The organism is Devosia sp. Z11_6 (assembly GCF_058133665.1).
On sequence record NZ_JBYUNQ010000003.1, the window covers coordinates 264716 to 289741 of the forward strand.

Sequence of the window (25026 nt, forward strand, 5' to 3'; positions counted from 1 at the left end):
GTGCGGGGCTTAGTCAAGCGCGCGCCCTGCAGAACCGATGCTCCGTCAGACCATATCAACAGAGCCGAAACGGCCGGAAAAGCAGTGTCATGCCAGAAGTGATTTTCAATGGCCCCGAAGGCCGCCTGGAAGGCCGGTACCAGCCAGGCAAGGAGCCCAATGCTCCCATCGCCATCGTGCTGCATCCGCACCCGCAATTTGGCGGGACGATGAACAACCAGATCGTCTACAACCTCTTCTATATGTTCGCTGAGCGCGGCTTTGCGGTGCTGCGGTTCAATTCGCGCGGCGTTGGCCGCTCGCAGGGCATGTTCGACCACGGCATTGGCGAGCTGTCCGATGCGGCGGCGGCGCTGGACTGGTTGCAGACCATCAACCGGGAATCGCGGGGCTGCTGGATTGCCGGCTTCTCGTTTGGCGCCTGGATTGGCATGCAGTTGCTGATGCGCCGACCGGAGGTGGAGGGCTTTATCTCGGTCGCGCCACCAGAAAATCTCTATGATTTCTCGTTCCTTGCCCCCTGCCCTTCATCTGGGCTGATCATTCATGGCGACAAGGACCGCGTGGCGCCGCCCAATTCGGTGCAGAAGCTGGTCGACAAGCTCAAGACGCAGAAGGGCATCACCATCGAGCAGCAGATCGTGGAAGGGGCCAACCACTTCTTCGAAGGCAAGATCGATGATCTGACCACGCGTTGCGCCGATTACCTCGACCGTCGCCGGCAGGAGATTGCCGCGGGTGGCGGGCGCTAGGCGGCTGAGTTAAGCCCCTGATAAAGAAGCGGTTTCTTGATGTCGAAGTTCAAGTCTGATTTCCTGCGCGTGCTCGATGAGCGCGGTTTCATCCACCAGATTTCCGATCCGGAGGGGCTCGATGCCCTGGCCCTCAAGGGACCGATCACTGGCTATGTCGGGTATGACGCCACCGCCACGTCGATCCATATCGGTAATCTGATCACCGTTACGATGTTGTATTGGCTGCAGGAAACCGGCCATCGAGCGATCAGCCTGATGGGCGGCGGTACCTCGATGGTTGGGGATCCCTCCTTCCGCGACGAGCAGCGCAAGCTGCTGACCGTCGAGCAGATCGAAGCCAATATCGCGAGCATAAAGCGGGTCTACAGCAACATCCTGCGCTATGATGGCCACAATCCAGCCATCATGATTAACAACGCTGAATGGCTTCTGAACCTCAACTATATCGAGTTCCTGCGTGATGTTGGCCGGCACTTTTCGGTCAACCGCATGCTCAGCTTCGACTCGGTCAAGCTCCGGCTCGATCGCGAACAGTCGCTGAGCTTTCTCGAATTCAACTACATGATCATGCAGGGATACGACTTCGTCGAGCTCAACCGCCGCTATGGCACCGTGCTGCAGATGGGCGGCTCGGACCAGTGGGGCAACATTATCAATGGCGTTGACCTCAGCCATCGAATGGGTGGACCGCAGCTTTATGCGCTGACGACGCCACTGCTGACCAAGTCGAGCGGCGAGAAGATGGGCAAGTCTGCCTCGGGGGCCGTGTGGCTGAATGGCGACCTCTTCAGCCCCTATGACTTCTGGCAGTATTTCCGCAACACCGAGGATGCGGACGTTGGCAAGTTCCTCAAGATCTTCACGCGGTTGCCGCTCGACGAGATTGCCAAGCTCGCAGCGCTTGGTGGGACCGAGATCAATGAGGCCAAGAAAGTGCTGGCCACGGAGGTGACCGCCATCGTGCATGGCCGCCAGGCGGCCGACGAGGCGGCGGCGACGGCCAAGGCGACCTTTGAAGCCGGTGCTATCGACCTGTCTTTGCCAACGGCCACGGTGTCGCGGGCGGAGCTGAACACCGGTGTCGGGATCTTGTCGGCGCTGGTGACGGCGGGGCTGGCGGCTTCGAACGGCGAAGCGCGCCGGCATGTGGCTTCAGGTGCGGTGCGCGTCAATGACACCGTGGTCGAGGACGACAAGCTGAGCCTGGGTGAAAACGCGCTGCTGGCCGAAGGGGTGATCAAGCTGTCCGTCGGCAAGAAGCGGCATGCGTTGATCAAGCCGGTTTAGGGCTTGCTACCAAGCCCTGAGAGCTCGAGATGGACCCCGGCTCGAGGCCGGGGTGAGACCGGCGGGTGTGACCGCTCAAGGGCTGAACTGAACATTAAAAACAAAAAGGCCGGGATCGCTCCCGGCCTTCGTTTTTGGGTTTGGAGGACTACTCCTTGTCGGCGGTAGCCTTGGGCTTTTTAGGCTTGGGCAGTGCCTTGGGCTTGGCGGGACGCGGGGGAACCGCGACGAGTTCGAGCTTGGCATCGGCCCCTTCGCCGACCACTGCGACCGTCACTGAGCCACCGTTGACCAATTCGCCGAAGAGTACCTGATCGGCCAGAGGCTTCTTGACGTGTTCCTGGATGACGCGACCCAGCGGACGGGCACCCATGCGTTCGTCGTAACCGTGCTCGGCCAGCCAATCGGCGGCTTCCGAGGTCAGGTTGATGGTGACGCCACGCTCGGCCAGCTGACCTTCCAGCTGCAGAACGAACTTCTCGACCACCCGACGGACCACTTCGCGCGGCAGGGGCGCAAAGGAGATGATCGCATCGAGCCGGTTGCGGAATTCGGGAGTGAAGATGCGGTTGATTGCTTCTTCATCGTCCCCGACTTCGCGCTTGCGGCCAAAGCCGATCGGGCTCTTTTGCAAGTCCATAGCGCCCGCATTAGAGGTCATGATCAGGATCACATTGCGGAAGTCGACCGACTTGCCGTTGTGGTCGGTGAGCTTGCCGTGATCCATCACCTGCAACAGGATGTTGTAGAGGTCCGGATGGGCCTTCTCGATTTCATCCAGCAGCACGACGCAATGCGGATGCTGATCCACCCCGTCGGTCAAAAGACCACCCTGATCAAAGCCGACATAACCCGGAGGGGCACCGATCAGGCGCGACACGGTGTGACGCTCCATATATTCGGACATGTCGAAGCGCAGCAGCTCCACCCCGAGCGTGTCGGCGAGTTGCTTGGCCACTTCGGTCTTGCCGACGCCGGTAGGACCGGTGAACAGGTAAGAGCCGATCGGCTTTTCGGGCTCGCGCAGGCCGGCACGGGCCAGCTTGATCGCGGAGGACAGTGCCGTGATGGCTGCATCCTGCCCGTAGACCACGGTCTTGAGGCTTTGCTCGAGGCTGCTCAGCAGTTCCGCATCGGACTTGCTGACAGATTTTGGCGGGATGCGCGCAATGGTGGCGATGGTGTTCTCGATATCCTCGACATCGATCACCTGCTTGCGCTGATCCTCGGTGAGCAGCATCTGGCTAGCGCCGGTTTCATCGATGACGTCGATCGCCTTGTCGGGCAATTTGCGGTCGTTGATGTAGCGGGCCGACAGTTCCACCGCCGCCTTGAGAGCATCGTCGGTGTACTTGATCTTGTGGAACTCTTCGAAATAAGGACGCAGGCCCTTCACGATTTCGATGGCATCGGGGATCGAAGGCTCGTTGACGTCGATCTTCTGGAAGCGCCGCACCAGCGCGCGGTCCTTTTCGAAGAACTGGCGGTATTCCTTGTAGGTGGTCGAACCGATGCACCGGATCGCGCCCGAAGCCAGAGCCGGCTTGAGGAGATTCGAAGCATCGAGCGCGCCGCCCGAGGTTGCACCCGCACCGATCATGGTGTGGATTTCGTCGATGAAGAGCACGGCATGAGGCAGCTTTTCCAGCTCCTTCATCACGGCCTTGAGACGTTCCTCGAAGTCACCGCGATAGCGGGTGCCGGCCAGCAGGGAGCCCATGTCGAGCGAGTAGATCACCGCTTCCTTGAGCACTTCGGGCACATCGCCCTCAACGATCTTGCGGGCCAGGCCTTCGGCAATCGCCGTCTTGCCCACGCCGGCGTCACCCACATAGATCGGGTTGTTCTTGGAGCGGCGGCACAGCACCTGGATGGTGCGGCGCAACTCGGCATCACGACCGATCAATGGATCGATCTTGCCTGCTCGTGCCTTGGCGTTCAGATCCACGCAGAAATCTGCGAGAGCCGAACTCTTGGCGTTGTCGCCCCGCCCGCCTTCGCTATTCCCTTCACCGTCCTCGGCACCACGCACTTTGCGCTCCTCGCTGGGACCAGACTTGGTGATCCCGTGGCTGATGAAATTGACCGCATCGAGCCGGCTCATATCCTGCTGTTCGAGGAAATAAGCAGCATGGCTTTCACGCTCGGCAAAAATGGCAACCAGCACATTGGCACCGGTGACCTCTTCGCGGCCAGAAGACTGGACGTGGATTACGGCGCGCTGAATGACCCGCTGGAACGCGGCAGTGGGCCGAGCGTCCTGGCCATTGGCGACGATGAGGCTGTCGAGTTCCTCATTGATGAAGTCCTCGAGATCGCTCTTGAGCGCGTCGACATCGACATCGCAGCCCGCAAGGACGGCAATGGTGTCCCGATCGTCGGTCAAGGCGAGCAGAAGGTGTTCGAGGGTAGCGAATTCGTGGTTACGCTCGCGCGCCAGGTTCATCGCCTGATGCAGAGCTTTTTCCAGTCCGCGAGAAAATGATGGCATGTGATGTTCCTATTGCTTTTCCATCACGCATTGCAGCGGATGCTGGTTCTTGCGCGCCGTATCCATGACGCGAGTGACCTTGGTTTCGGCGACTTCGTAGGGGTAGATGCCACACTCACCAACGCCCTTCTGGTGAACATGGAGCATGATGCGCATCGCGTCTTCGCGCGATTTGTTGAAGACGTCCTGGAGCACCAGGATGACGAACTCCATCGGAGTGTAATCGTCGTTCAGCAGCAACACACGATAAAGATTGGGCCGTTTGGTCTTGGGCCGAGTTTTGGTTGCGGTACCGGATTCCGTGCCGCCGGCATCCTTGTTGTCATCGCCGTCATTCGGACCGGCAGAGGTGAGCGGGCGCAGCCAAGTGGTGGCAGACGCCTCGCCGATGGGAGCAAGGAGATCGGGTAGTGTCATGGCAAGGCATCTGTCGTGAGAGAAACGAAGCAGCATGGTGGACCCATTATGTAGGAAAATTATGGGCGCTGTTAAGGGTCATCGCTTCTCATATTCGTGACCGGCAAAAAGACCTGATAAGAGGAGTTTTGCCCGCTGCCCACGCTGACGCCACATCATCTCCACATCACGGACAAAAAGCTGGGCATTTTACGGAATGGTAATACGCGAAGCCTAGGTTCGGGATTGTGGTGGAGACGGCGGGGGCACGTCGCCATCATTGTGTGAGTTGTGTACGGACGCTTTGACCGTCCGAGAGTGAAATTGGAGTTGCGGGTGGCTTTTCAGGCGAAATCCCCTTGGCGCGTCGTCCTCGTCCGCGCCTTTGCCGCTATAGTGGTTGCGCTTTCCCTTGCTCTACCTAGCGCCGCTCCCGCCCAGGCTATCGAGAACCTGCGCAAATATGCCGGCATCGTTGTCGACGCCAAGTCGGGCCAGGTTCTTTACGAAGAAGCTGGCGACGCAAGGCGATACCCGGCCTCGGTCACCAAGGTAATGACCCTTTACGTGCTGTTCCAGGAACTCTCGGCGGGCAATATCAAGCTGTCCACCAAGATGACGGTGTCCAAGCACGCCGCTTCCGCAGTGCCCACCAAGCTGGGCCTGCGCGCCGGTGCGACCATCACCGTGGAAGACGCGATCAAGTCGCTCGTGACCCTGTCCGCCAATGACATGGCCCGGGTGATCGCCGAGCACATCTCGGGTTCGGAAAGCAAGTTCGCCGAGCGCATGACCGCCACGGCGCGGGCGCTGGGCATGCGGTCCACGACCTATCGCAATGCCTCGGGGTTGCCCGACGGCGCGCAGATCACCACCGTGCGCGACCAGGCGATCCTCGCCATCGCAGTTTACCAGCACTTCCCCAGCTATTACGAATTCTTCCAGACCCGCTCGTTCTCCTATGGCAAGCGCACCTATGGCAACCACAACCGAGTGCTTGGCTATATGGGCGCTGTGGACGGCATCAAAACCGGCTATATCAATGCTGCCGGTTCGAACCTGATGACCGCCGCCCGCAAAGACAATCGGCATATCGTTGTGATCGCATTCGGGTTCAACTCGTCGGCCTCGCGCGACCAGAAGGTGCGCCAGCTCGTCGCCAATTACCTGCCCAAGGGTCGCAAGGGCAATTACCTGCAGACCGCCCAGATCCCGCAGCCGGGCCGCCAGGGCAATATCCAGGTGGCCGTGGCCCAGCCCAGCAAGCCAGTGTTCGTGATGCCCATGCCCCTGCCCGGCTTCCGCCTGGCCCAGTTGGTGGCGGCAAACGGTGCCCAGGCCCAGCCACGCGCTCAGCTGCCGCAACCATCTCAGGCGCCCGTCGTGGTCGCCAGCGCCGCGCCGGCACCGGTGCCGCCCGCCCCCATGCCGGCCGACCTGTCGCTGCAGCCTGCGGTGCAGGCCGCCAATGTGCTCGCTGCCCCTTCGCAGACGCCCCAGCCGGCCTATCCTTCGCAGGACGTGATCGGCGCCTGGCTCAGCGACTCCTATAATTTGGGTGCACCGCCTTCCGCCCTGGGCCACACCGTCCCGTCAGCGCCGCTGGCGCCTGAAGAGCGCATCGGCTCGGATGGCGTGCCGATCGATCCGGCGATCAGCGGCTCGGTGAAAGTGGCTGCTGCCAATGACAATGCGGTGCCGCCCGGCGGCTGGGTGGTCCAGATCGGCGCCGGCCCGAGCGAAGAAAGTGCCCGCGGCCTCCTGAGCGATGCTGCAAGCAAAGTCGGCCAACTCGGTGATTTCCGCTCCTATGTCGAGCGGTTCGAAAAGAACGGCAAGACCTTCTTCCGCGCCCGCTTCGTGGGTTTCGGGGACCGGGACGATGCGACTGCCATGTGCAATCAGCTCAAGCAGCAGAACCTGGCGTGTCTCGCCATGCAGAGCTGACGCCGGCCTAAACCTTCCGTTCGAGGCAGGACTGTTGTGCCGGCCCCGGATTCCCCATCAAGCAAATTGGCGCCTGTGTTTGGAGTAGTCCAATGAGCGAACGAACTGCCCTGCTGGACCTGGCCAGTTTCATTGGCCGCTCGAGCCTGGTGAGTGACGACATGACGGCCCGCAACCGGGTGCTGGCCGGCGTTGGCAAGCGCATGCAGTCGCGCCATGGCCGACGCAGCGTGGGCGAGCTGCTGGGGGTGGTGCTGGCACTGTCGGCCCGGACCCGCCGGATGGTGCAGGAGCCGGTCCGCATTGATCTGGATGTGTTCGCGCCCGGCGGCAAGCGCGCCGTACTGATCAGCTTTGGGGGGGACCGCTAGCGGTCCCCTGCCCTCAGGCGTGGCAAGGCACGGGCGTATAGCGCGCGTGCACTGAAGGGGGCGCGGCGACAATCTCGGCGGCAGCCCGATGGGTTTCAGCCCGGGCCTTTGCCGGCAGGTTCAGCGCGGCAACGAGACTGCGATACTCCTGGCGCGCCGTCATATGCGAGTTGGACGGCTGGCCGCCAAGCAATTCCTCATCGAGTGGATCAAAGACGGTCATGCCGCTGGCAAACAGCGAGCGGAAGATCACCCGCTCGCCGATGCCGTCCGACACCCGGCAGCCGAAGCGCGCCGCAATGCGATCGAGCATGCTCTGCACCTGGCGCGTATTGCGCGAGGACAGCATGGAGATGCGGTTGCGCACCAGAATCCAGTCGATGCTTTGGCCATCAATGCTGAGCCGCTCGGAGCGCGCGCGCTGCACAAGGCGTGAGTAATGGCTGGTTTCCACGGGCTCACCGGTAACGGCATCGGCACGGGCCAGCACGTTGAGGTCGATAAGGCTGTCATTGACCGGGGTGATCAGGGTGTCGGCTAGCGAATGGGCCAGCCGAGTCATGTTGGTGTCAAAGCCGGGCGTGTCGATGACGATGAAGTCCACGCGGTCCTCGACCTCGGCTATGGCCCGACGGAAGACGTCGAATTCGGCCCGATGGTTGTCCTTGACGGAGTCACCCCAGGCAGCCGGCAGGTGAAAATGCTTGGGGCTGGGTAGCGCCAGCTGGTGCTCGCTGTTCCAGGCACGCCGGTTGCGGACATAGTGGGTGAAGGTTTGCTGGCGGCTATCCACATCGATGGTGGCAACCCGGTGGCCCTGGTAGAGCAGGAAGATCGCCAGGTGAAAGGCAGTGGTCGATTTGCCCGAGCCACCCTTCTCGTTTCCAACCACAATGACATGTGCGCCTTGCCGTGCCATTCGCCGCTCCATCTTGGCCCCGAAAGACTCGGGCTCGCTCAATGGGCAGAGAAGCGCGCCTATGGTTAACAAAGCTTAAACAAGCGGCGCTGGACTGTACCAGCCCTGCTCACAAGCTTGGCAAGTGGCCCGATATCCCCAGGCTAAAGCAAACCGAGCCTGGCGAGATCGGCCGCGATCTGCAGGGCGCCGGCATTCTCGTTGGCACCGATATCGGGTGGAGCATCCTTTGGATCGAGATAGCGCCAGCCCTGGAACGGGCGCTTTGGATAGGGCACCGTACGAACCATGTCGCGGCTCATGATGATGTCGCAGCAGTTCTTGCCCTCCTCATCGGTGTAGGGGGCGAGCCTTAGGATGGGCTGCCGCAACACGATCGAGCCGGCGATCACCCAGTAGATGGAAGACTGCCCCTCCATCTCGGCCGCGCGGCGCGGCATCATCCGGGTGCGGTGGACATGCACGTCCTCGCCATAGTCAGCGCCCCACCAATGGGCCCGCTCATTGCGAAAGCTTTCCAGTTCCTCCACGCTGGCGACGCCAACGGACAACTTGACCATGTGGATCATGCGAGGCTTCCCCGGGGTGCCACGCCCTGGATGACATCGATCTCGTCGTCGTCAACGATCCACGGCTCCTGCAGAGCCAGGGCCAGCCATCGCTGAAAGGCGGGCAAGGCATAGATGGCGGCGACATAGTCGTTGAGGGTATCGGAAACGGGCAGAGCATAGGTGCGGATGCGGGTAGCGACGGGAGCGTACATGGCGTCGGCAGCGGTGAAGGCCCCGAAAAGAAAGGGTCCACCAGAGCGAGACAACAAGCCGCCCAGGGAATGCTCGAGCCGCTGCAGGTCCTTGGCGACCATGTCGGCACTGACCCGGCCCGGATGGCTGGCGCGCAGGTTCATCGGCGCGTAGCTACGCAAGGCGGTGAAGCCTGCGTGCATTTCTGCGGAAACCGCTCGTGCCCGGGCCCGGTCGGCGCGATCCTGCGGCCAGATCGGTTTGTCAGGAAAACAGTCGGCGAGATATTCGATGATGGCGATGGTTTCGGGAACCTGGAGATCGCCATCGATCAGCAGCGGCACCCGGCCCGTCGGCGAGCGCTGGGCCAGCACATCGCGGAAGCCTTCCCCCGCGAGTTGGAGCACTTCATCCTCAAATGGAATGTCGAAGTGAGCCAAAACCAGCCAGGGCCGCAAGGACCAACTGGAATAATTACGATTGCCGATCAGCAGCTTCATCGAACTCTCCAAAAAAGAAGGGCGCCCTTTGGCATGGGCGCCCTCCGAAATGCCTTGGGTGAAAAACTTTGGCGCTTAAACGCCCGCAACGACAGAGAAGACTAGTCCCATCGACGCCAGGCAAACCATGGTCCAGGTTGCCGCGCGCCACATAGCAGCTCTCGGATGAGTGCGCATTATCGCTCCTTAAAAGCCATTCACTCGGGGGTCGCACCCCAGCAGCAAAACGTTAACCCTGACGAATTGTTCTGGCAAGCGGCCAAACTGCAACACTCCGGTTCACAGCCTGCCCCACGCCAAAGATCGTACATGCTTAAACTTGGCAGGGAATGTCCCCGTTCCAAGCAAAGCTGTTGATAATTGGTTAAACTTTTACCGAATTTCAAAAGAGCCCGAACCACAAGCCGGCGATGCCCAGAAAAGCAAAGAAGCCGACCACATCGGTGATGGTGGTCACGAACACCGCGGAGGCGATGGCAGGATCGGCCTTGAGGCGATCCAGGATCACAGGGATCAGAATGCCGGCCGTGCCCGCCACCACGAGATTGATCACCATGGCCGAGCCGATCACCACCCCTAGCTGGACATCGCCGAATCGGGCCGCGGTGACCAGGCCCACCAAGATGGCGAAGATGACCCCATTGGCCAGGCCCACCACCATTTCGCGGGTGATCAGCCGGCGCAAGCGGCTCCCATCCAGCTCGCGCATAGACAGGGCCCGGACAGTCACCGTCATGGTCTGGGTGCCGGCATTGCCGCCCATGGAGGCAACAATCGGCATCAGGACGGCCAAGGCAACCATCTGCTCGATGGTGCCATCGAAAAGGCCGATAACGACCGAAACCAGCACGGCGGTAATGAGATTGATCACCAGCCACGGCACACGGCTACGAATGGTATCGACGGTGGAGTCGGAGATGTCTTCATCACCAACGCCCGCGAGCAGCTTAATGTCCTCGTCCGCTTCTTCGTGAATAACGTCGACGATGTCGTCGATGGTGAGCACGCCGACCATGCGCCCGCTTTCATCGACCACGCCCACCTCGACCAGGTCGTAGCGCTCGAAGCCGCGGGCGGCTTCCTCCTGATCCTCATCGGCCCGAACCAGAATCACCTGCGTATTCATGATCGCGTCGATCTTGGTCGATCGTGGGGAGCGCAGGAACTTGTCGAGAGGAATGGTCCCGAGCACCTTGTAGGCCGCGTCGACCACATAGATCTGGTAGAACTCGTCGGGCAGTTCAGCTTCGGTGCGCAGGTAGTCGATGGTTTGGCCGACCGTCCAGAAGGGCGGGATGGCGATGAAGTCGGTCTGCATCCGCCGGCCGGCGGAATCCTCGGGAAAATCGAGGCTACGCTTCAAGCTCAGCCGTTCAAAGGTTGGCAGTGCCGAAAGAACCTCGTCCCGGTCCTCCTGCTCGAGATCCTCCAGAATGGTTACGGCGTCGTCATTGTTGAGGCCGGTGACGCCACGGGCGATTTCGGCATTGGGAATCGCCTCCATCAGCTCGACGCGGATGCTCTCATCGACTTCTGTCAGTGCCGAAAAGTCGAATCGGTCCCCCAGAGTACGGACCAGCAAAATGCGTTCATCGGGGTTGAGGGTTTCGAGCACATCGCCGATATCGGCGACGTGCAGAGGCTCCATGACACTGGCGACGTCATCCGCCCTGCCCGCTTCCAGATAGGCGCGCAAACGCTCCAGCCAAAGCGGGCTGATGCGGTCTTCGCTGTTGCGAAGCGCGTCGGGATCAACCACGGCCTCAGGGCCCGGTGCGGTATCGAATTCTGTGCTCACTGGAAGCCCTTTGTGTCGCGAGTTTCGGGGGCGCGCCAAGCTGTAGCTAATCAAGGAGCGATGCGCCAGACTAGCCGTTGTTGTTTCAAGCACTGCGCAAGTGCAGTGCGGCATGACAAGGAAAACCGCGATGGCTGCTTCCGAAGCGCTCGACCAAGTCTTTGTTCGCATTGAGAGGATTGCCACCCAACGCGCGCTGCCCGGCGTTGAACGATCAACCAGCTATGGCACGCCGGCGCTCAAGGTAAACGGCGCCAGCTTCACCAGGCTCAAAGACGAGGAGACATTGGTGCTGCTGTGCCCCGAGGAGCAGAAGGCGCTGCTCATGGAGATATCGCCCGAGATCTATTTCGAGACCGACCATTATGTCGGCTGGCCGGCGGTGCTAGTCCGGCTGGAACGGATCAGCGATGAAGAACTAAGCCTGCGGCTGGAGGACGCCTGGCGCAGCAAGGCCCCTGCCAATCTTGCGGCGGAGCGCCCGTTGACGCCCCCGGCCTAACGGGGACCAGAAACAAGAAAGCCGCCCCGGAGGGCGGCTGTTCTGGTGTCACCCTGAAGGTGACTGGTGCGGTCGAGAAGACTCGAACTTCCACATCTTGCGATACAGCGACCTCAACGCTGCGCGTCTACCAATTCCGCCACGACCGCACGTCCTGGTAGAAGCACCGCCCTGGGGCGAAGCGAGACGGGGTTTAGCAAAGGTCCTTGAGAACCTCAAGCGCTTAAATTGCTTATCAAAGAGATCGGTGGAAAACCTACCCGCTCCCGGGCGGCTAAAAGCGCTTGCTGGCCTTGTTGCGGACCAGGACTTGGAGCTGCCCATTGTCGACGCTGACCTCGCCATGGGCTACGAGCGTGTTGTTGGCATAGATGTGCAGCGGGTCGCTTTCCAGCGCATCCAGCTCGATCACGGCGCCGCGGCCCATCCGCAGCAGATGGTGGATGGGCATGGTGGTCGCGCCCAGCTCCACCGTGATTTCCACTTCAATATTGTCGAGAGTGTTCATAGATATCGGTTCAACCCCTGCGCCGCAGAAAGGCGATCCTCAGCTCATCATGGTTAGTGAAGCGTTAACGGCACCCCAAGCTTGCGACAGCGCAAGCAAACTGCGACGCGCTGATTCTCGGCCTGTCGAGTGGATGATCTCGTCCAGCCCCGTCCCTTATCCCATGGCACTTGGGGCCATGCGCGACCGGGCTGCGGCAATCGCCGCCGGCACTGCCGAGGAGGCAGTGTGGTTGCTGGAGCACCCACCGCTTTACACTGCCGGCACCTCCGCAGTGGCCGCAGACCTGTTGACGGATCGATTCCCAGTGTTCGAGGCCGGGCGCGGCGGACAATATACCTATCACGGCCCCGGCCAGCGCGTGGCTTACCTGATGCTCGATCTGCGCGAGCGCGGTCGCGACATTCGCTGCCTGGTGCAGGGCCTGGAGGGCTGGGTTATCGACACGCTCGCTGCCCACAATATCGTCGGCGATCGCAGCGAGGGGCGCATCGGCGTTTGGGTCAAGCGGCCCGACAAGGGGGCGGACCGCGAGGACAAGATTGCGGCACTGGGGGTGCGGGTCTCGAAATGGGTGACGTTCCACGGTATCTCGCTCAATATTGCGCCCGATCTCAGCCACTACGGCGGAATCGTGCCTTGCGGGATCACCGACCAAGGTGTGACGAGCTTTGAAGATCTGGGGCAGCTGGTCTCAATGCCTGAGGTCGACATGGTTCTGCGGGCGCAATTTGAGCGCCGCTTTGGTCCAACGCGCGACGGCTCGGCAGAAGAGCTTGTGCCCGAAGGCATCACTGACCAAGTTGTGACTTAATCGAATCGCGCCAAGCTCGAGGAAACTGCAATGACGCTCGACGACCTCAAACGCCTGTTCAGCCGACAGACATTGTTCAGGCTGGACGCGATCCTGGCGCCCAAGCTGGTGCCCATCCTTTATGCGTTGGGCCTGGCGGGTATCCTGCTTTGGGCCATTAGCCACCTGTTCTGGACCTTTGGCTTTGGCTTCGGCAATGGGCTTTGGGGCCTGCTTGAGATTGCCGTGTTCGGCCTGCTGTTGTTTGTTGGCCTCAGGATTGGCTGCGAGGCGCTGCTGGTGTGGTTCAAGACGCATGAGGGGCAAACCGAGCCGGTGACCCGTTCGCGCTATTCGAGCTCGCTGCTGGACGAAGTTCGGGACGCAATTCGCGATCTTGCCGAAGCGGGCGAGGAACGGGAGTTCGTCGAGACCGACGAATATGTGCTCAATGCCGTGGATGCGGTGACGGAACCCGATCTTGAGCCGGAAGATACGCTGCGCTCGCCGGCGACCAGGGCTGGCGAAGTGTTCAAGCCGCGCCGCACCGCCAAGCGGACGCCCCGGATCGACAGCGAGGAATAGGCCGGCACGGCTTGTCGCAGGTGAAAAAGAGGCCGCCCCGAAATGATCGGGGCGGCCATGCTTTTCGCGGCGCGTCAGACGCGGCTGAGCGTGCGGTTGCGAGCGCGGGTATCGATGGCCCAATCGCCCGGGCCGGCAAAGACCAGGTAAAGGAAGATGAAGCAGTAAAGGGCTGCGGCATCGCCGCCATTACCCACTGGCCAGAAGTTCTGGGGGAAGTGGACCATGAAATAGGCCACGGCCATCATACCTGAAAGAACGAAGGCGACCGGACGGGTGAGGAACCCAACCAGGATCAGCAGACCACCAAAGGTCTCGAGAATGCCGGCAATCAGGAACAACCCTTCGGGGGTGCCCATGCCGGGAACGGGGAAACCAAACAGCTTTTGGGTGCCGTGCTCGATAAACAACAGGGCGGTGACGATGCGCAGCACGGCGAGGGCCTGCGGCGCAAAGGCGGAGAGACGATCGAACAAGTGTGCCTCCTTGGGGCAAGTGCTGCGCCGGTTTGACGCATTCAACCCTGCTAGCTTAGCCGCATCATTCTTAAAATCTGACCATATGCGCACACACTGTTCACCAACCGCACCCAACCCCGCACGTGGTGCAGGCCTGCTTCACGGCAGCGTCAAGGCCGGTTGATTGCGCTTTGGGCACAATTTCTGTATGAGGACGCCAATCCTTAACATCGGAAACCGTGCTCAATGAGCCAAGCGCCAAAAATTGGCCTCGTCAGCCTCGGCTGCCCCAAAGCCCTTGTCGACAGCGAACGCATCATGACGACGTTGCGCGCCCAGGGCTATTCGTTTTCCCGCGACTACCAGGGTGCCGACATCGTTCTCGTCAATACCTGCGGCTTTCTCGACAGCGCCAAGCAGGAAAGCCTCGAAGCGATCGGCGAAGCGCTCAACGAGAATGGCCGCGTGATCGTCACCGGCTGTCTGGGCGTCGAGGAAGAGCTGATCCGCCAGACCCATCCCAGCGTGCTCGCCGTTTCGGGCCCGCACCAGTATGAGTCGGTGGTCAATGCCGTCCACCAGCATTTGCCGCCGGTGCCGAACCGGTTCGTGGACCTGGTGCCCGAGGAGGGGCTGAAGCTGACCCCGCGGCACTATGCCTATCTCAAGATTTCCGAGGGCTGCAATAATCGCTGCTCGTTCTGCATCATCCCTCAGATCCGCGGTGACCTGGCCTCGCGCCCGGCTGCCGGCGTGCTGGGGGAAGCCGAGCGGCTGGTGAAGGGCGGCGCCAAGGAACTGCTGGTGATCTCGCAGGACACCAGCGCCTATGGCGTGGACCTGAAATATGCGACCTCAAACTATCGGGGCCGTCCGGTTGCCGCCAAGTTCTATGACCTGGCCAAGGAGCTGGGGGAACTGGGCGCGTGGGTGCGCCTGCACTACGTCTACCCCTATCCCCATGTGGACCAGATCATTCCGCTGATGGCGGAGGGCAAGGTGCTGCCTTACCTCGATATTCCGTTCCAGCATGCGTCGCCGAGCGTGCTCAAGAACATGCGCCGCCCAGCCAACCAGGAAAAGACGCTCGATCGCATCAAGCGCTGGCGCGATATCTGCCCGGATCTCACCATCCGTTCGAACTTCATCGTCGGCTTCCCCGGCGAGACGGACGAGGACTTTGAGTTCCTGCTCGATTGGCTGGAAGAAGCCGAGATCGATCGTGCGGGCTGCTTCAAGTATGAGCCGGTGACCGGCGCACCGGCCAATGAGCTGGTTGGCATCGTGCCCGACGAAGTGGCGCAGGATCGCTTCGAGCAGCTGATGGAAGTGGCGCAGAACGTTTCGACCGGCCAGCTGGCCAAGAAGGTCGGTCGCACCATCGAAGTGCTGGTCGATGATATCGACAAGAACGCCAACCGCGCCATCGCCCGCTCCAAGTGGGATGCGCCCGATATCGACGGGCAGGTCGTGGTCAGCGATGCCACCGGCATCAAGCCGGGCGATCTGGTACAGGTCGTGGTGACCGACAGCGACGAATACGACCTGTTCGCCGACCCGGTGCGCCCGAGCACGGTGGCGACCCCCGTGCGCTTCGAAGCGCCGCCGCAGGCATAAGGTCGAACAACTTTATCGCGCCGGCCGAAGCGCCGGCGCAATGTCTTTCCGGCAAACTGCCCTTCGGGTAAATCGCTCATCCGCGTCAACGCCTTAGGCTTTGACGCGGCTCGGCACAGCGTGCATCTGGGCTGTATTATTCCAGCGCAGCACACCGGAGCCAGCGTTCCCCATGAAGAAGATTCTTGCCGCAGCCATCGCCTCGCTGGCCCTGGCTGCAGGTCCTGCCGCGGCGCAGCCCACCGAAATCCTCAACGTGTCCTATGACATCGGCCGCGAGCTCTACGAGGCGGTGAACCTCGCCTTCGTGCCAAACTATGCGGAGAGCACCGGCACCACGCTCAATGTCAGCCAGTCCCATGCCGGCTCTTCGGCCCAGGCGCGCGCTGTCCTTGAGGGTCTGCAAGCCGATCTCGTTACCTTCAACCAGGTGACCGACATCAACATGCTGGCCCGGCAAGGCTTTGTGTCCGAGGACTGGCAGAGCGAGTTCCCCAACAATGCCTCGCCCTATTACTCGCTGCCCGCGTTTCTGGTGCGGGCTGGCAATCCCAAGAACATCACCGATTGGGGCGATCTGGCGCGCGACGACGTCAAGGTGATCTTCCCCAATCCCAAGACCTCGGGCAATGGGCGCTACACCTATCTGGCCGCCCGCGCGTGGGCGCAGGAAGAGTTTGGCGGCGACGAAGCGCAGGTCGAGCAGTTCCTGACCAAGCTCTTCAGCAATGTTCCCGTGTTCGAGACTGGCGGGCGCGCCGCCACCACCGCCTTTGTCGAGCGCAACCTCGGGGATGTGCTGATCACCTTCGAAGCCGAAGTGCAGGGCATCCGGCACCAGCTTGGAGTCGACAAGTATGACGCGGTGGTCCCCAGCATCAGCCTGCTTTCGGAATTCCCCGTAGCGGTGGTCGACAAGGTCGCTGACCAGCGCGGCACCCAGGAGATCGCCAAGGCTTATCTCGACTTCCTTTACACACCCGAGGGCCAGGAAATCCTCGCGGCTAACTACAACCGCGTCCATGACGAGACGGTCGCTGCCGCCCACAAGGCCGACTTTCCCGAAGTGCGGCTGGTGACGGTGGAAGAGGCCTTTGGCGGCTGGGACAAGGTGACGGCGGACCATTTCGCCGATGGCGGACTGCTGGATCGCGTGTTCCTCAACCAGTAATGCAGAGCCGGGCAGCGCCGCTTTGGCGGGCCGCCCGATGCCGAGGACCGTATGGCCGCCGCTTCCCGACGCAATAACCTGCTCCCCGGCTTTGGCGTAACGCTGGGGACCACCCTGCTCTATCTCGGCATCATCATCCTGCTACCCATCGCGGCCATGTTGCTGAAGGTGGCGGGGATGGGGCCGGCCGAGTTCTGGCGCATTGTTTCGTCGCCACGGTCGCTGGCCGCCTATCGGATCACCTTCTCCTCGGCGCTGGTGGCCACGGCGATCAATGGAGCCTTCGGCCTGCTGCTGGCCTGGGTGCTGACGCGCTACGAGTTCCGGGGAAAGCGGGTGCTGGATACTCTTGTTGATCTCCCCTTTGCCCTGCCGACCGCCGTAGCGGGGCTCGTTCTTGTGACCCTTTTTGCGGATAATGGCTGGTACGGGCAGGCGCTGGCGCAAATTGGGATCCAGGTCAATTACACCCAGCTTGGCATCATCGTTGCCATGAGCTTCACCTCCATTCCCTTTGTGGTGCGCACGGTCCAGCCCGTGCTTGAGGAAGCAAATCTGGAGCTGGAAGAGGCGGCGAGGACCTTAGGGGCGAAGCCATGGCAGGTGTTTGCCCAGGTTATCTGGCCGACCATTCTCCCCGCCTTCATGGCGGGCTGCGTGCTGTCTTTTGCGCGCTCATTGGGAGAGTTCGGGGCCGTGGTGTTTATCGCCGGCAATCTGCCCGGATTAACCGAGATCGTGTCCCTGCTAATCTATATCAGGCTCGACGAGTACAATTATGAGGGCGCAGCGGCGCTCGCCTTTGTGCTGCTGCTGACCGCCTTTGGCACGCTGTTCCTGACAAATGCACTGGCCGCCTGGCAGCTGCGCTACACAGATCGGAGCAAATCGTGAGCCGCTCTGTTCCGGTCCATCGCAGCCCAGGTGAAAGGCTGTTGATTGCCCTAGCCCTGGGGCTCTCCGGCCTGATTCTCGTTGTTCCCTTGCTGCTGATTTTCGCCACTGCGCTGCGCGAAGGAATTGGCGTTTATTTCAGCAACATCCTCGAGCCCAACACCCTTCACGCCATCTGGCTGACGGTGCTCACCGCTAGCGTTGTTGTGCCGATCAACATGGCATTCGGCGTGTGCGCGGCCTGGCTGGTGACGCGGTTCCGCTTTCCGGGGCGGCAGCTGTTAGTGACATTGATCGAGCTGCCGTTTTCGATCAGCCCCATCGTGGCTGGCGTTACCTATCTGTTCCTCTACGGTGGCCAGGGACTGCTCGGACCAGCGCTACAGGGCGCTGGCATCCAGCTGATGTTCACGGTGTTCGCCATCTTCCTTGTCAGCCTGTTCGTGACGGCCCCCTTTGTGGCGCGCGAGCTGATTCCGCTGATGCAGCAGCAGGGCAGCGAGGATGAGGAAGCGTCGCTGTCGCTCGGCGCCAGTGGCTGGCAGATGTTCTGGTACGTCACCCTGCCTAATATCCGCTGGGCGCTGCTCTATGGGGCAGTGTTGTGCAATGCCAGGGTGATGGGGGAGTTTGGCGCGGTATCGGTCGTTGCCGGCTCCATTCGAGGGCAGACCAACACGCTGCCCCTGCAGATCTCTCAGCTGTTCAACGACTTCAACGTCACCGGCGCCTTTGCAGCCGCATCGACCCTGGCCCTGATGGCGGTCGTAACGTTGATCCTCAAATCGGTGCTCGGCCGTAACGCGGGCCGTGGATAGCGACCGTGTAAAGGTTCCACTCCGCAGGTGCGGCTTTTATTTTCCGGCTCTGGCATACAACGCCGGCCATGGGCGTTGCTCATGGCGAAATCCGGAGCCGATATGACCACACCGCAGATGTTAGCCTTCCTCGTTATTGGCGCCATGATGGTCGCCTTTATCTGGGGGAGGTGGCGATACGACGTTGTCGCCGTTGGTGCACTCCTTGCCGCCATGGCCGTGGGTATCGTGGCGCCTGAGGATGCCTTTAGCGGCTTTTCGGACGACATCGTCATCATCGTGGCCAGTGCCCTGATCGTCAGCGCCGCCATCGCCCGCTCCGGCGTCATGGAAGTGGCGGTGCGGCGCCTGGCACCGGGCTTGACCGCGCCACGCGCGCAATTGCTGTTGCTGGTGGTGGTGGTCACGGTGCTTTCCGCATTCGTCAAGAATATCGGCGCGCTGGCGATCATGATGCCCATCGCCTTCCAGATGGCGCGCCGCTCGGGCGTGTCGCCATCGCTGTTTCTGATGCCGATGTCGTTTGGCTCGCTCCTCGGCGGTCTGATGACCCAGATCGGCACCTCGCCTAATATCATTGTGTCGCGGGTGCGCGAGGAGTTGGTCGGCACGCCCTTCACCATGTTCGACTTCACCCCTGTGGGCGCGGCGCTCTCCGTGGTGGGTGTTGCCTTTCTCGTGCTGTGCTACCGCTTGCTCCCCGAGCGCCGACCGGCGGATGGCGGCATGGAAACCGCAGTCGACATCAAGAACTATACGACCGAAGCCCATGTGCTCGAGGATACCGGCGCGGTAGGGCTGCAGATCGGCGAATTGCAGGGGCTCGCGGACGGGCGGGCGATGGTGACGCGCATTCTCAGTGCTTCCGGACAGCGCCGTACACCCTTCCCGGACACCAAGCTCAAGGCGGGCGACACGCTACTGATTGAGGGTGAACCCGACGCGCTCGACAAGATGGTGGCGCAGGCAGGGCTTTCCTTTTCCGAGCGGCGCGACGCTATTGCCAATGCCTCCCAGGAAACCGGCACGATCGAAGCAATCGTGGGCGAGCGCTCGGACCTGATCGGCGCCACCGCGCAGGAACTGACGCTGTTCGATCGCACCGGGCTCAATCTTCTCGCGGTGAGCCGGCGCAATGAGCGCCTGACCGAGCGGCTGGGACAGATCCGGTTCCGCAATGGCGACGTGCTGCTGCTGCAGGGCGATCTCAACAAGCTGCCTGAATTGCTGCGCGAATGGGACTGCCTGCCCCTGGTGGAGCGTGGCTTACGCATTGGCAGCGTGCGCAACGGACTCGTGCCGCTCGGGATTTTGCTGGTGGCGATGGCAGCGACTGCCTTTGGAGTGGTGCCAGTAGCACCGGCGTTCTTTGCTGCGGCGGCCGCTATGGTGCTGACGCGCGCACTGCCGCTGCGGGAGGTTTATAATCGGATCGATGCGCCGATCCTGATCATGCTCGCTTGCCTCATCCCCGTCAGCGATTCGCTGCGCTCAACCGGCGGCACCGAGATCATCGCTGGCTGGCTTTCCGCCACCGCCAGCACCTTGCCGGGCTGGGGCGCTCTCGCCCTGATCATGGTTGCGGCCATGGCCGTGACCCCCTTCCTCAACAATGCGGCGACCGTTCTTGTGATGGCGCCGATTGCGGCGACCTTTGCGACCGATCTCGGCTATGCGCCCGAGGCTTTTCTGCTGGCGGTGGCCATCGGGGCCGGCTGCGATTTCCTCACGCCGATCGGACACCAGTGCAACACGCTGGTGATGGTGCCGGGCGGGTACAAGTTCAGCGACTATGCGAGATTGGGGCTACCGCTATCGCTGCTGGTGATTCTGGTCGGGGTGCCAATGCTGATGCTGGTGTGGCCGTTCTAACGAGCTAGCGTGCTTGAGCGGGCCGATGCTCACCGGTAAGTTGCGATACCGGAGACCGCGCCCTTCATGCACACATCCCACTCGATAGACCTGCCCGGCCAACCACCGCTCCTCCTGGGGCCCACCGCCAAGATCATGGGCATCCTCAATGTGACGCCTGATTCGTTTTCCGATGGCGGGCAACACAATCGGGTGGAAGCGGCTGTAGACCATGCCCGCGCGATGGTGGCTGAGGGTGCAGATATCATCGATTTGGGCGGTGAAAGCACCCGCCCCGGCGCGGCATTGGTTGGCGTCCAGGAGGAACTGGACCGGGTGATGCCGGTGCTCGATGCGCTCCGTGCCGCCCAAATCGGGGTCCCGATTTCAATCGACACCTATAAGCCGCTGGTTGCCGACCAGGCGATCCAGGCGGGTGCCGCGATGATCAATGACGTTCATGGCCTGCAAGGCGATCCAGAGATGGCTGATGTGGCGGCGCTGCACGGGGTGCCGGTGATTGCCATGCACTGGGACAAGTCGCGCGACCCTGACGACGATTTGCTGACTGCCATGCAGCGCTACTGGGCGCGAACACTCGCGATCGCCGAGGCGGCAGGAATCGGGCGTCAGCAGCTGATCGCCGACCCGGGCTTCGGCTTTGGCAAGAGCCTGGCCGAAAACTACGCCATGCTGACGCGGCTAGAGAAGGCGTGTTCCGCCGCGGACGGTTTGCAGTTGCCCATGCTGGTGGGGACATCGCGCAAGTCGATGATTGGCAAGGTGTTGGGCAACGAGCCCGAGGAGCGGCTCGCGGGTACGATCGCGAGCAATGTCTTGGCCTATAGCCATGGTGGCCATATCTTCCGGGTGCACGATGTGCGCGCGCATCGCGACGCGCTGCGCGTGGCGGAAGCGGCGCTATATGGCCCGCCGGCAGAAGGAAACAATTGAGATGAGCCAGCCATTCAGCGGCGACCGCATCATCCTGCGCGATCTCGGTTTTTACGGCTTCCACGGCTTGCTCAGCGAAGAACAAACGCTGGGCCAGCGCTTCTTTGTGGACCTTGAATGCGGGGTGGACCTGTCGGAGCCCGGCTATACCGACCAGATCGGCTCGACGGTCTCCTATGCCGAGATCTATGACGTGGTCAAAGCGGCCTTTGAAGGCAAGCGGGTCGATCTGATCGAGGCGCTGGGGCAGAACATCGTTGATGGCGTGTTCGCAGCCTTTGCCGATGTGCAGTGGATCGTGGTGCGGATCCGCAAGCCCGAGGCGCCGATCGCCATGGTGCGGGGGGAAGCAGCCATCGAGCTGCACCGCCAGCGGCCGGTCGCCTGATGGCACGGGCCTGGCTCAGCCTGGGCGCCAATCTGGGCGATGCACCCGCCAATCTGGCGGAAGCCGTGCGGCGAATTGGTGAAGCGGACGGGGTTGCCGTCGTGGCGCAATCGGGCATGATCACGACCAAGCCCTGGGGTAAGACGGACCAGCCGGATTTTTTTAATCTCGCGCTAGAGATCAACACCGCGCTGGAGCCCCTGCCCCTGCTCGACGCCCTGCAGGCGATCGAAGCGGTGATGGGGCGGGAACGGCTCGAGCATTGGGGGCCGCGGGTGATCGATATCGATATCGTCGCCTATGAGCGGCTGGAGATGGATACGGCAAGGCTGACCTTGCCGCATCGCTATGCCCATGAACGCGATTTCGTGCTGGATCCGCTGCGTGAAATTGCGCCCGCCGTTACGGAGTGGCTGACCAGCCGGCGCCGTTAGGGGCGCAGATGGTCCAGCACGCCGACGGCGGCATCGAACTCGATGCGGCGGCGGGCGCGGCGATAGGCGGCTTCCTCGTCCTGCCCCCATTGGCCGATCTGGAAATCCTCGTCGAGATGGGCGGCGGTCCAGACATGGTCGGGGGTAAAAAGCTTGTGCCAAAGGCCCAGCGCCAGCAGCCCCGAGCCGGTGAGACCGGTGATGGAGACCAGTGCCGTCAGCACCAGCAGGTTCTCGCTTTCGAGCTCTTCGGCGAGCCGGCTCAGCGTTGCTGCAGGTTGCTCCTGGTGCACAATGCCGACCGTGGGCTGGAAGCGGACGCCAAAATGGCGGGCGAGCGCCACGAGCGCGTTGTCCCAAACGGCTTCCTGTTCGGCCACCAGCTCGCGCGGCGCTTCGGCGCGGTAGAGCATCAGGTCGCCGCCGGCGAATTTGATGATCTCGGCGCGCAATGCGGGCACCAATTCCTCACCGCTTTCGATGGCTGAATTGATCAGGCGGACGGTGGGCATGGTGGTGGCGTCGATGCGCTCGCCCTGGGCCGCCCATTCCTCGGCCATGGTGGTGGCAATGCCAGCAGCGGGCACGACGATGGGCAATTTGCGCCCGGGCGTGCGCGTGGGGCGACCATCTAGGGTGACGACGAAGCCACCGTCAACCGGAGCGACGCCCACGTCCTTGTAGAAGCGGAGGGGCAGCTCGACCTTGTCGAGTTCCTGGGCGCGGCCATAGCCGTCATCGAGGTGCTTCTGGATGTCTTCAAGCTGGTCGCGCATGCTCTTGCTCCATCAGCTGTTCAATCGCGGCGTCGAGCTGATCAAACGTGTCGATCAGGATATCGGCTCCGGCCGCGAGCAATTCATCGGCTTCGTGATAACCCCAGCTAACCCCGATCGCCCAGGCGCCGGCGGCCTTGCCCATCTCGATGTCAAAGGTGGTGTCGCCCACCATGATCGTATCGGTAGCCAGGGCGCCGCGTTCGTTCATGGCGCGATGGATCATGCCGGGGTGAGGCTTGGAGGGATTGTGGTCGGGCGTCTGGAAGCTGACGAAATGACCGGCAATGCCATGCAGCGCCAGGATGCGCTCGACGCCAGCCAAACCCTTGCCGGTGGCGATGCCGAGTTCGGTATCGCTGCGCACGCGCAGGCGGTTCAAAGCATCAAGTGCGCCGGGGAACAACGCTTCGCGGCTGCTGTCGGCTACGAGCGAGGCGCGATAGTGGGCTTTGTAGGCGTCGACCATGGGATCGATGATGGCGGGATCATCATTGCCGGCCAGACGCCCCAGCGCCAGTGGCAGCGACAAGCCGATGACCCGGCGCGCTTCGGCTGGCGTGGGTGGGCGCAGGCCGGCATCCTCGAAAGTGCGGGCCATGTGCTCGGCAATCAGGGCCTGCGTGTCGATCAGCGTGCCATCCATGTCGAACATGACAAGGGTCATGCCGCTTCCTCCGGATCATCGCCCTGAACATCATAGCGGTCGGGATCAAAGCCGAGCGCCTCGAAGCTCTGACGCATATGGGGCGGCAGCGGAGCCGAGATATCGAGGCGCTTGCCACCACGCAGGGGCAGAGCGATGCGGCGGGCGTGAAGATGAAGCCCCTCCCCCAGCCCTTCGGCAGGCTGCCAGTTCTCGATATTGAAATAGCGGGGATCGCCGATGATGGGCGTGCCGAGCTGGGCCATATGGACGCGCAACTGGTGGGTGCGGCCGGTGACGGGCTTGAGGGTCACCCAGGCAAAGCGACGGCTCGCAGTATCAGTGGTGGAGTAATAGCTGGTGGAATGCTGCGCGCCGGGCGTGCCGTTGCGCACCACGACCATCTGCTCGCCATCGGTGGTCGACTGCTTGGCCAAGAAGCAGGAGATCTCGCCTTGGCGCGGCGTGGGATTGCCCGCGACGATGGCCCAGTAGATCTTGCGCGCCGAGCGGGAGCGGAAGACCGAGCCGAAGTGGCTGGCCGCTGCGTGGGTCTTGGCGACCACAAGACAGCCCGAGGTGTCGCGGTCCAGGCGGTGCACCAGCCGGGGGGCTTCGCCCTTTTTGTTGGGCAGGCTCTTGAGCATGCCATCGATGTGTCGCTTGGTGCCGCTGCCGCCCTGCACGGCAAGGCCGGCAGGCTTGTTGAAGACATAAATGTCGTCGTCCTCATACAGGATGAGGTCGCGCAGGAACTGCGCGTCGGCATTGCTGACCTTGGGCGGCCGTGGCGCTTCGGCATCGTCGATGGGCGGGATGCGCACGGTCTGGCCGGCCGAGAGCCGCGTGCTGGTTTGCACCCGGCCCTTATCGACACGCACCTCACCATTGCGGATCAGCTTTTGCAGCCGTCCGAAACCAAGCTGGGGGAAATTCTGCGCAAACCAGCGATCCAGACGCATACCATCTTCATCGCCGCTCACTTGGCGCTGCTGCACCGCACTCATGTCAGGCTGCCTCGCGTGACCAAAAGCCCCAGATACAGCCCCGCCACCGAAACAGCAACCGATGCCAGCACATAGAGAGCGGCCTGGAGGAGTGCGCCGCGCTCGATCAGCGTCAAAGTGTCCAGCGAAAAGCTCGAAAACGTCGTGAAACCGCCCAGAACGCCCACTGCGGCAAAGAGCCTCGCTTCCTCAGCCCAACTCGTGCTCCAGCGCACAAGCGAGCCCACCAGCAGCCCCATGGCCACAGAGCCCGCAATGTTGACCAGCAAAATAGCGAAGGGGAAGCCTGAGGGTAGCATACGCCCCAGAATCGTCGAGGCGCCGAAGCGCCCCATCGCACCCAAAGCGCCGCCGCAGGCAATCAACAGATAACCACTCATGCACTTGCTCCTTGCTCCCCATGGCGGTTTAGCCACA

At 62.0% G+C, this 25026-nt stretch carries 27 protein-coding genes and 1 tRNA gene; 15 read left to right on the forward strand and 13 right to left on the reverse strand.

Features of this window, described 5'->3' with window-relative positions:
- The first annotated feature begins 89 nt into the window (after positions 1–89).
- Together AC3YMN_RS10620 and tyrS are read left to right on the forward strand one after the other, a co-directional pair.
- Positions 90–752 (forward strand): alpha/beta hydrolase, encoded by a 663-nt coding sequence (locus tag AC3YMN_RS10620; RefSeq protein ID WP_127752953.1) that lies wholly within the window; start codon positions 90–92, stop codon positions 750–752.
- Between the two features lie 39 nt (positions 753–791).
- The gene (tyrS, locus tag AC3YMN_RS10625; protein ID WP_489889988.1) at positions 792–2042 is read left to right on the forward strand and encodes a tyrosine--tRNA ligase; all 1251 of its coding nucleotides are present in this window, start codon (positions 792–794) and stop codon (positions 2040–2042) included.
- A 148-nt stretch (positions 2043–2190) separates the two neighbouring features.
- On the opposite strand, the gene clpA is transcribed toward tyrS, so the two are convergent.
- The gene (gene clpA, locus AC3YMN_RS10630; RefSeq protein ID WP_127752951.1) at positions 2191–4533 is read right to left on the reverse strand and encodes an ATP-dependent Clp protease ATP-binding subunit ClpA; all 2343 of its coding nucleotides are present in this window, start codon (positions 4531–4533) and stop codon (positions 2191–2193) included.
- A 9-nt stretch (positions 4534–4542) separates the two neighbouring features.
- Positions 4543–4950, reverse strand: coding sequence for an ATP-dependent Clp protease adapter ClpS (gene clpS, locus AC3YMN_RS10635; RefSeq protein ID WP_127752950.1), 408 nt, complete (start codon positions 4948–4950; stop codon positions 4543–4545).
- Positions 4951–5265: 315 nt separating this feature from the next.
- On the opposite strand from clpS, the gene AC3YMN_RS10640 reads away from it, so the two are divergent.
- A complete protein-coding gene (locus AC3YMN_RS10640; RefSeq protein ID WP_127752949.1) occupies positions 5266–6876 on the forward strand; it encodes an SPOR domain-containing protein in 1611 nt (536 codons plus the stop codon).
- Between the two features lie 92 nt (positions 6877–6968).
- Positions 6969–7247, forward strand: a complete 279-nt coding sequence (locus AC3YMN_RS10645; protein WP_127752948.1) for a hypothetical protein — start codon at positions 6969–6971, stop codon at positions 7245–7247.
- 13 nt (positions 7248–7260) lie between these two features.
- Here the strand turns inward: AC3YMN_RS10645 and AC3YMN_RS10650 are convergent, their stop codons facing one another.
- The 4 genes from AC3YMN_RS10650 to mgtE all read right to left on the reverse strand — a co-directional run bounded on the left by AC3YMN_RS10650 (position 7261) and on the right by mgtE (position 11207).
- Complete coding sequence (locus AC3YMN_RS10650; RefSeq protein WP_172123172.1) at positions 7261–8166, reverse strand: division plane positioning ATPase MipZ; 906 nt, start codon at positions 8164–8166, stop codon at positions 7261–7263.
- Between the two features lie 143 nt (positions 8167–8309).
- Positions 8310–8735, reverse strand: coding sequence for a DUF1489 family protein (locus AC3YMN_RS10655; RefSeq protein ID WP_489889989.1), 426 nt, complete (start codon positions 8733–8735; stop codon positions 8310–8312).
- Positions 8732–9409, reverse strand: a complete 678-nt coding sequence (locus AC3YMN_RS10660) for a glutathione S-transferase family protein (RefSeq protein ID WP_489889990.1) — start codon at positions 9407–9409, stop codon at positions 8732–8734. The genes AC3YMN_RS10655 and AC3YMN_RS10660 overlap by 4 nt, the downstream gene beginning before the upstream one ends.
- A 382-nt stretch (positions 9410–9791) precedes the next feature.
- The gene (gene mgtE, locus AC3YMN_RS10665) at positions 9792–11207 is read right to left on the reverse strand and encodes a magnesium transporter (RefSeq protein ID WP_172123170.1); all 1416 of its coding nucleotides are present in this window, start codon (positions 11205–11207) and stop codon (positions 9792–9794) included.
- 130 nt (positions 11208–11337) lie between these two features.
- Between mgtE and AC3YMN_RS10670 the strand changes: the two genes are divergently transcribed.
- Positions 11338–11709, forward strand: coding sequence for an MmcQ/YjbR family DNA-binding protein (locus tag AC3YMN_RS10670; RefSeq protein WP_489889991.1), 372 nt, complete (start codon positions 11338–11340; stop codon positions 11707–11709).
- A gap of 64 nt (positions 11710–11773) precedes the next feature.
- Here the strand turns inward: AC3YMN_RS10670 and AC3YMN_RS10675 are convergent.
- Together AC3YMN_RS10675 and AC3YMN_RS10680 are read right to left on the reverse strand one after the other, a co-directional pair.
- Positions 11774–11858, reverse strand: a tRNA-Leu gene (locus AC3YMN_RS10675).
- 125 nt (positions 11859–11983) lie between these two features.
- Positions 11984–12217 (reverse strand): FliM/FliN family flagellar motor switch protein, encoded by a 234-nt coding sequence (locus AC3YMN_RS10680; RefSeq protein ID WP_127752944.1) that lies wholly within the window; start codon positions 12215–12217, stop codon positions 11984–11986.
- Positions 12218–12266: 49 nt separating this feature from the next.
- Between AC3YMN_RS10680 and lipB the strand changes: the two genes are divergently transcribed.
- Together lipB and AC3YMN_RS10690 are read left to right on the forward strand one after the other, a co-directional pair.
- Positions 12267–13031 (forward strand): lipoyl(octanoyl) transferase LipB, encoded by a 765-nt coding sequence (gene lipB / locus AC3YMN_RS10685; protein WP_489889992.1) that lies wholly within the window; start codon positions 12267–12269, stop codon positions 13029–13031.
- Between the two features lie 30 nt (positions 13032–13061).
- Positions 13062–13595, forward strand: a complete 534-nt coding sequence (locus AC3YMN_RS10690; protein WP_127752942.1) for a DUF4282 domain-containing protein — start codon at positions 13062–13064, stop codon at positions 13593–13595.
- A gap of 74 nt (positions 13596–13669) precedes the next feature.
- Here AC3YMN_RS10690 and AC3YMN_RS10695 read toward each other — a convergent pair whose 3' ends face one another.
- Positions 13670–14071, reverse strand: a complete 402-nt coding sequence (locus tag AC3YMN_RS10695) for a DoxX family protein (RefSeq protein WP_489889993.1) — start codon at positions 14069–14071, stop codon at positions 13670–13672.
- A gap of 228 nt (positions 14072–14299) precedes the next feature.
- Between AC3YMN_RS10695 and rimO the strand changes: the two genes are divergently transcribed.
- The 8 genes from rimO to folK all read left to right on the forward strand — a co-directional run bounded on the left by rimO (position 14300) and on the right by folK (position 22180).
- Complete coding sequence (gene rimO, locus AC3YMN_RS10700; RefSeq protein ID WP_489889994.1) at positions 14300–15670, forward strand: 30S ribosomal protein S12 methylthiotransferase RimO; 1371 nt, start codon at positions 14300–14302, stop codon at positions 15668–15670.
- A gap of 172 nt (positions 15671–15842) precedes the next feature.
- On the forward strand, positions 15843–16841 hold the full coding sequence (gene cysP, locus AC3YMN_RS10705; protein WP_489889995.1) for a thiosulfate ABC transporter substrate-binding protein CysP: 999 nt from the start codon (positions 15843–15845) through the stop codon (positions 16839–16841).
- 51 nt (positions 16842–16892) lie between these two features.
- Positions 16893–17735, forward strand: a complete 843-nt coding sequence (gene cysT / locus AC3YMN_RS10710; protein WP_489889996.1) for a sulfate ABC transporter permease subunit CysT — start codon at positions 16893–16895, stop codon at positions 17733–17735.
- Positions 17729–18553: a sulfate ABC transporter permease subunit CysW gene (cysW, locus tag AC3YMN_RS10715; protein WP_489890195.1), complete on the forward strand. Its 825-nt coding sequence runs from the start codon at positions 17729–17731 to the stop codon at positions 18551–18553. Before cysT ends, cysW begins: the two co-directional genes overlap by 7 nt.
- A 102-nt stretch (positions 18554–18655) precedes the next feature.
- A complete protein-coding gene (locus tag AC3YMN_RS10720; RefSeq protein ID WP_489889997.1) occupies positions 18656–20425 on the forward strand; it encodes an SLC13 family permease in 1770 nt (589 codons plus the stop codon).
- Positions 20426–20491: 66 nt separating this feature from the next.
- Positions 20492–21358: a dihydropteroate synthase gene (gene folP / locus AC3YMN_RS10725; protein ID WP_489889998.1), complete on the forward strand. Its 867-nt coding sequence runs from the start codon at positions 20492–20494 to the stop codon at positions 21356–21358.
- A 1-nt stretch (position 21359) separates the two neighbouring features.
- Entirely contained in the window at positions 21360–21746 is a 387-nt protein-coding gene (gene folB, locus AC3YMN_RS10730; RefSeq protein WP_172123161.1) for a dihydroneopterin aldolase, read from the forward strand.
- The gene (gene folK, locus AC3YMN_RS10735; protein WP_489889999.1) at positions 21746–22180 is read left to right on the forward strand and encodes a 2-amino-4-hydroxy-6-hydroxymethyldihydropteridine diphosphokinase; all 435 of its coding nucleotides are present in this window, start codon (positions 21746–21748) and stop codon (positions 22178–22180) included. The genes folB and folK overlap by 1 nt, the downstream gene beginning before the upstream one ends.
- On the opposite strand, the gene AC3YMN_RS10740 is transcribed toward folK, so the two are convergent.
- From AC3YMN_RS10740 to crcB, 4 genes are read right to left on the reverse strand one after another with little or no spacing between them, the layout of a single operon-like run.
- Positions 22177–22956, reverse strand: coding sequence for an ATP12 family chaperone protein (locus AC3YMN_RS10740; RefSeq protein ID WP_127752932.1), 780 nt, complete (start codon positions 22954–22956; stop codon positions 22177–22179). The two genes, folK and AC3YMN_RS10740, sit on opposite strands and share 4 nt — an antisense overlap.
- A complete protein-coding gene (locus AC3YMN_RS10745) occupies positions 22940–23623 on the reverse strand; it encodes an HAD-IA family hydrolase (RefSeq protein WP_127752931.1) in 684 nt (227 codons plus the stop codon). Before AC3YMN_RS10745 ends, AC3YMN_RS10740 begins: the two co-directional genes overlap by 17 nt.
- Positions 23620–24585, reverse strand: coding sequence for an RluA family pseudouridine synthase (locus AC3YMN_RS10750; RefSeq protein WP_489890000.1), 966 nt, complete (start codon positions 24583–24585; stop codon positions 23620–23622). Before AC3YMN_RS10750 ends, AC3YMN_RS10745 begins: the two co-directional genes overlap by 4 nt.
- Positions 24586–24605: 20 nt before the next feature.
- Complete coding sequence (crcB, locus tag AC3YMN_RS10755; protein ID WP_489890001.1) at positions 24606–24989, reverse strand: fluoride efflux transporter CrcB; 384 nt, start codon at positions 24987–24989, stop codon at positions 24606–24608.
- Positions 24990–25026 lie beyond the last annotated feature (37 nt).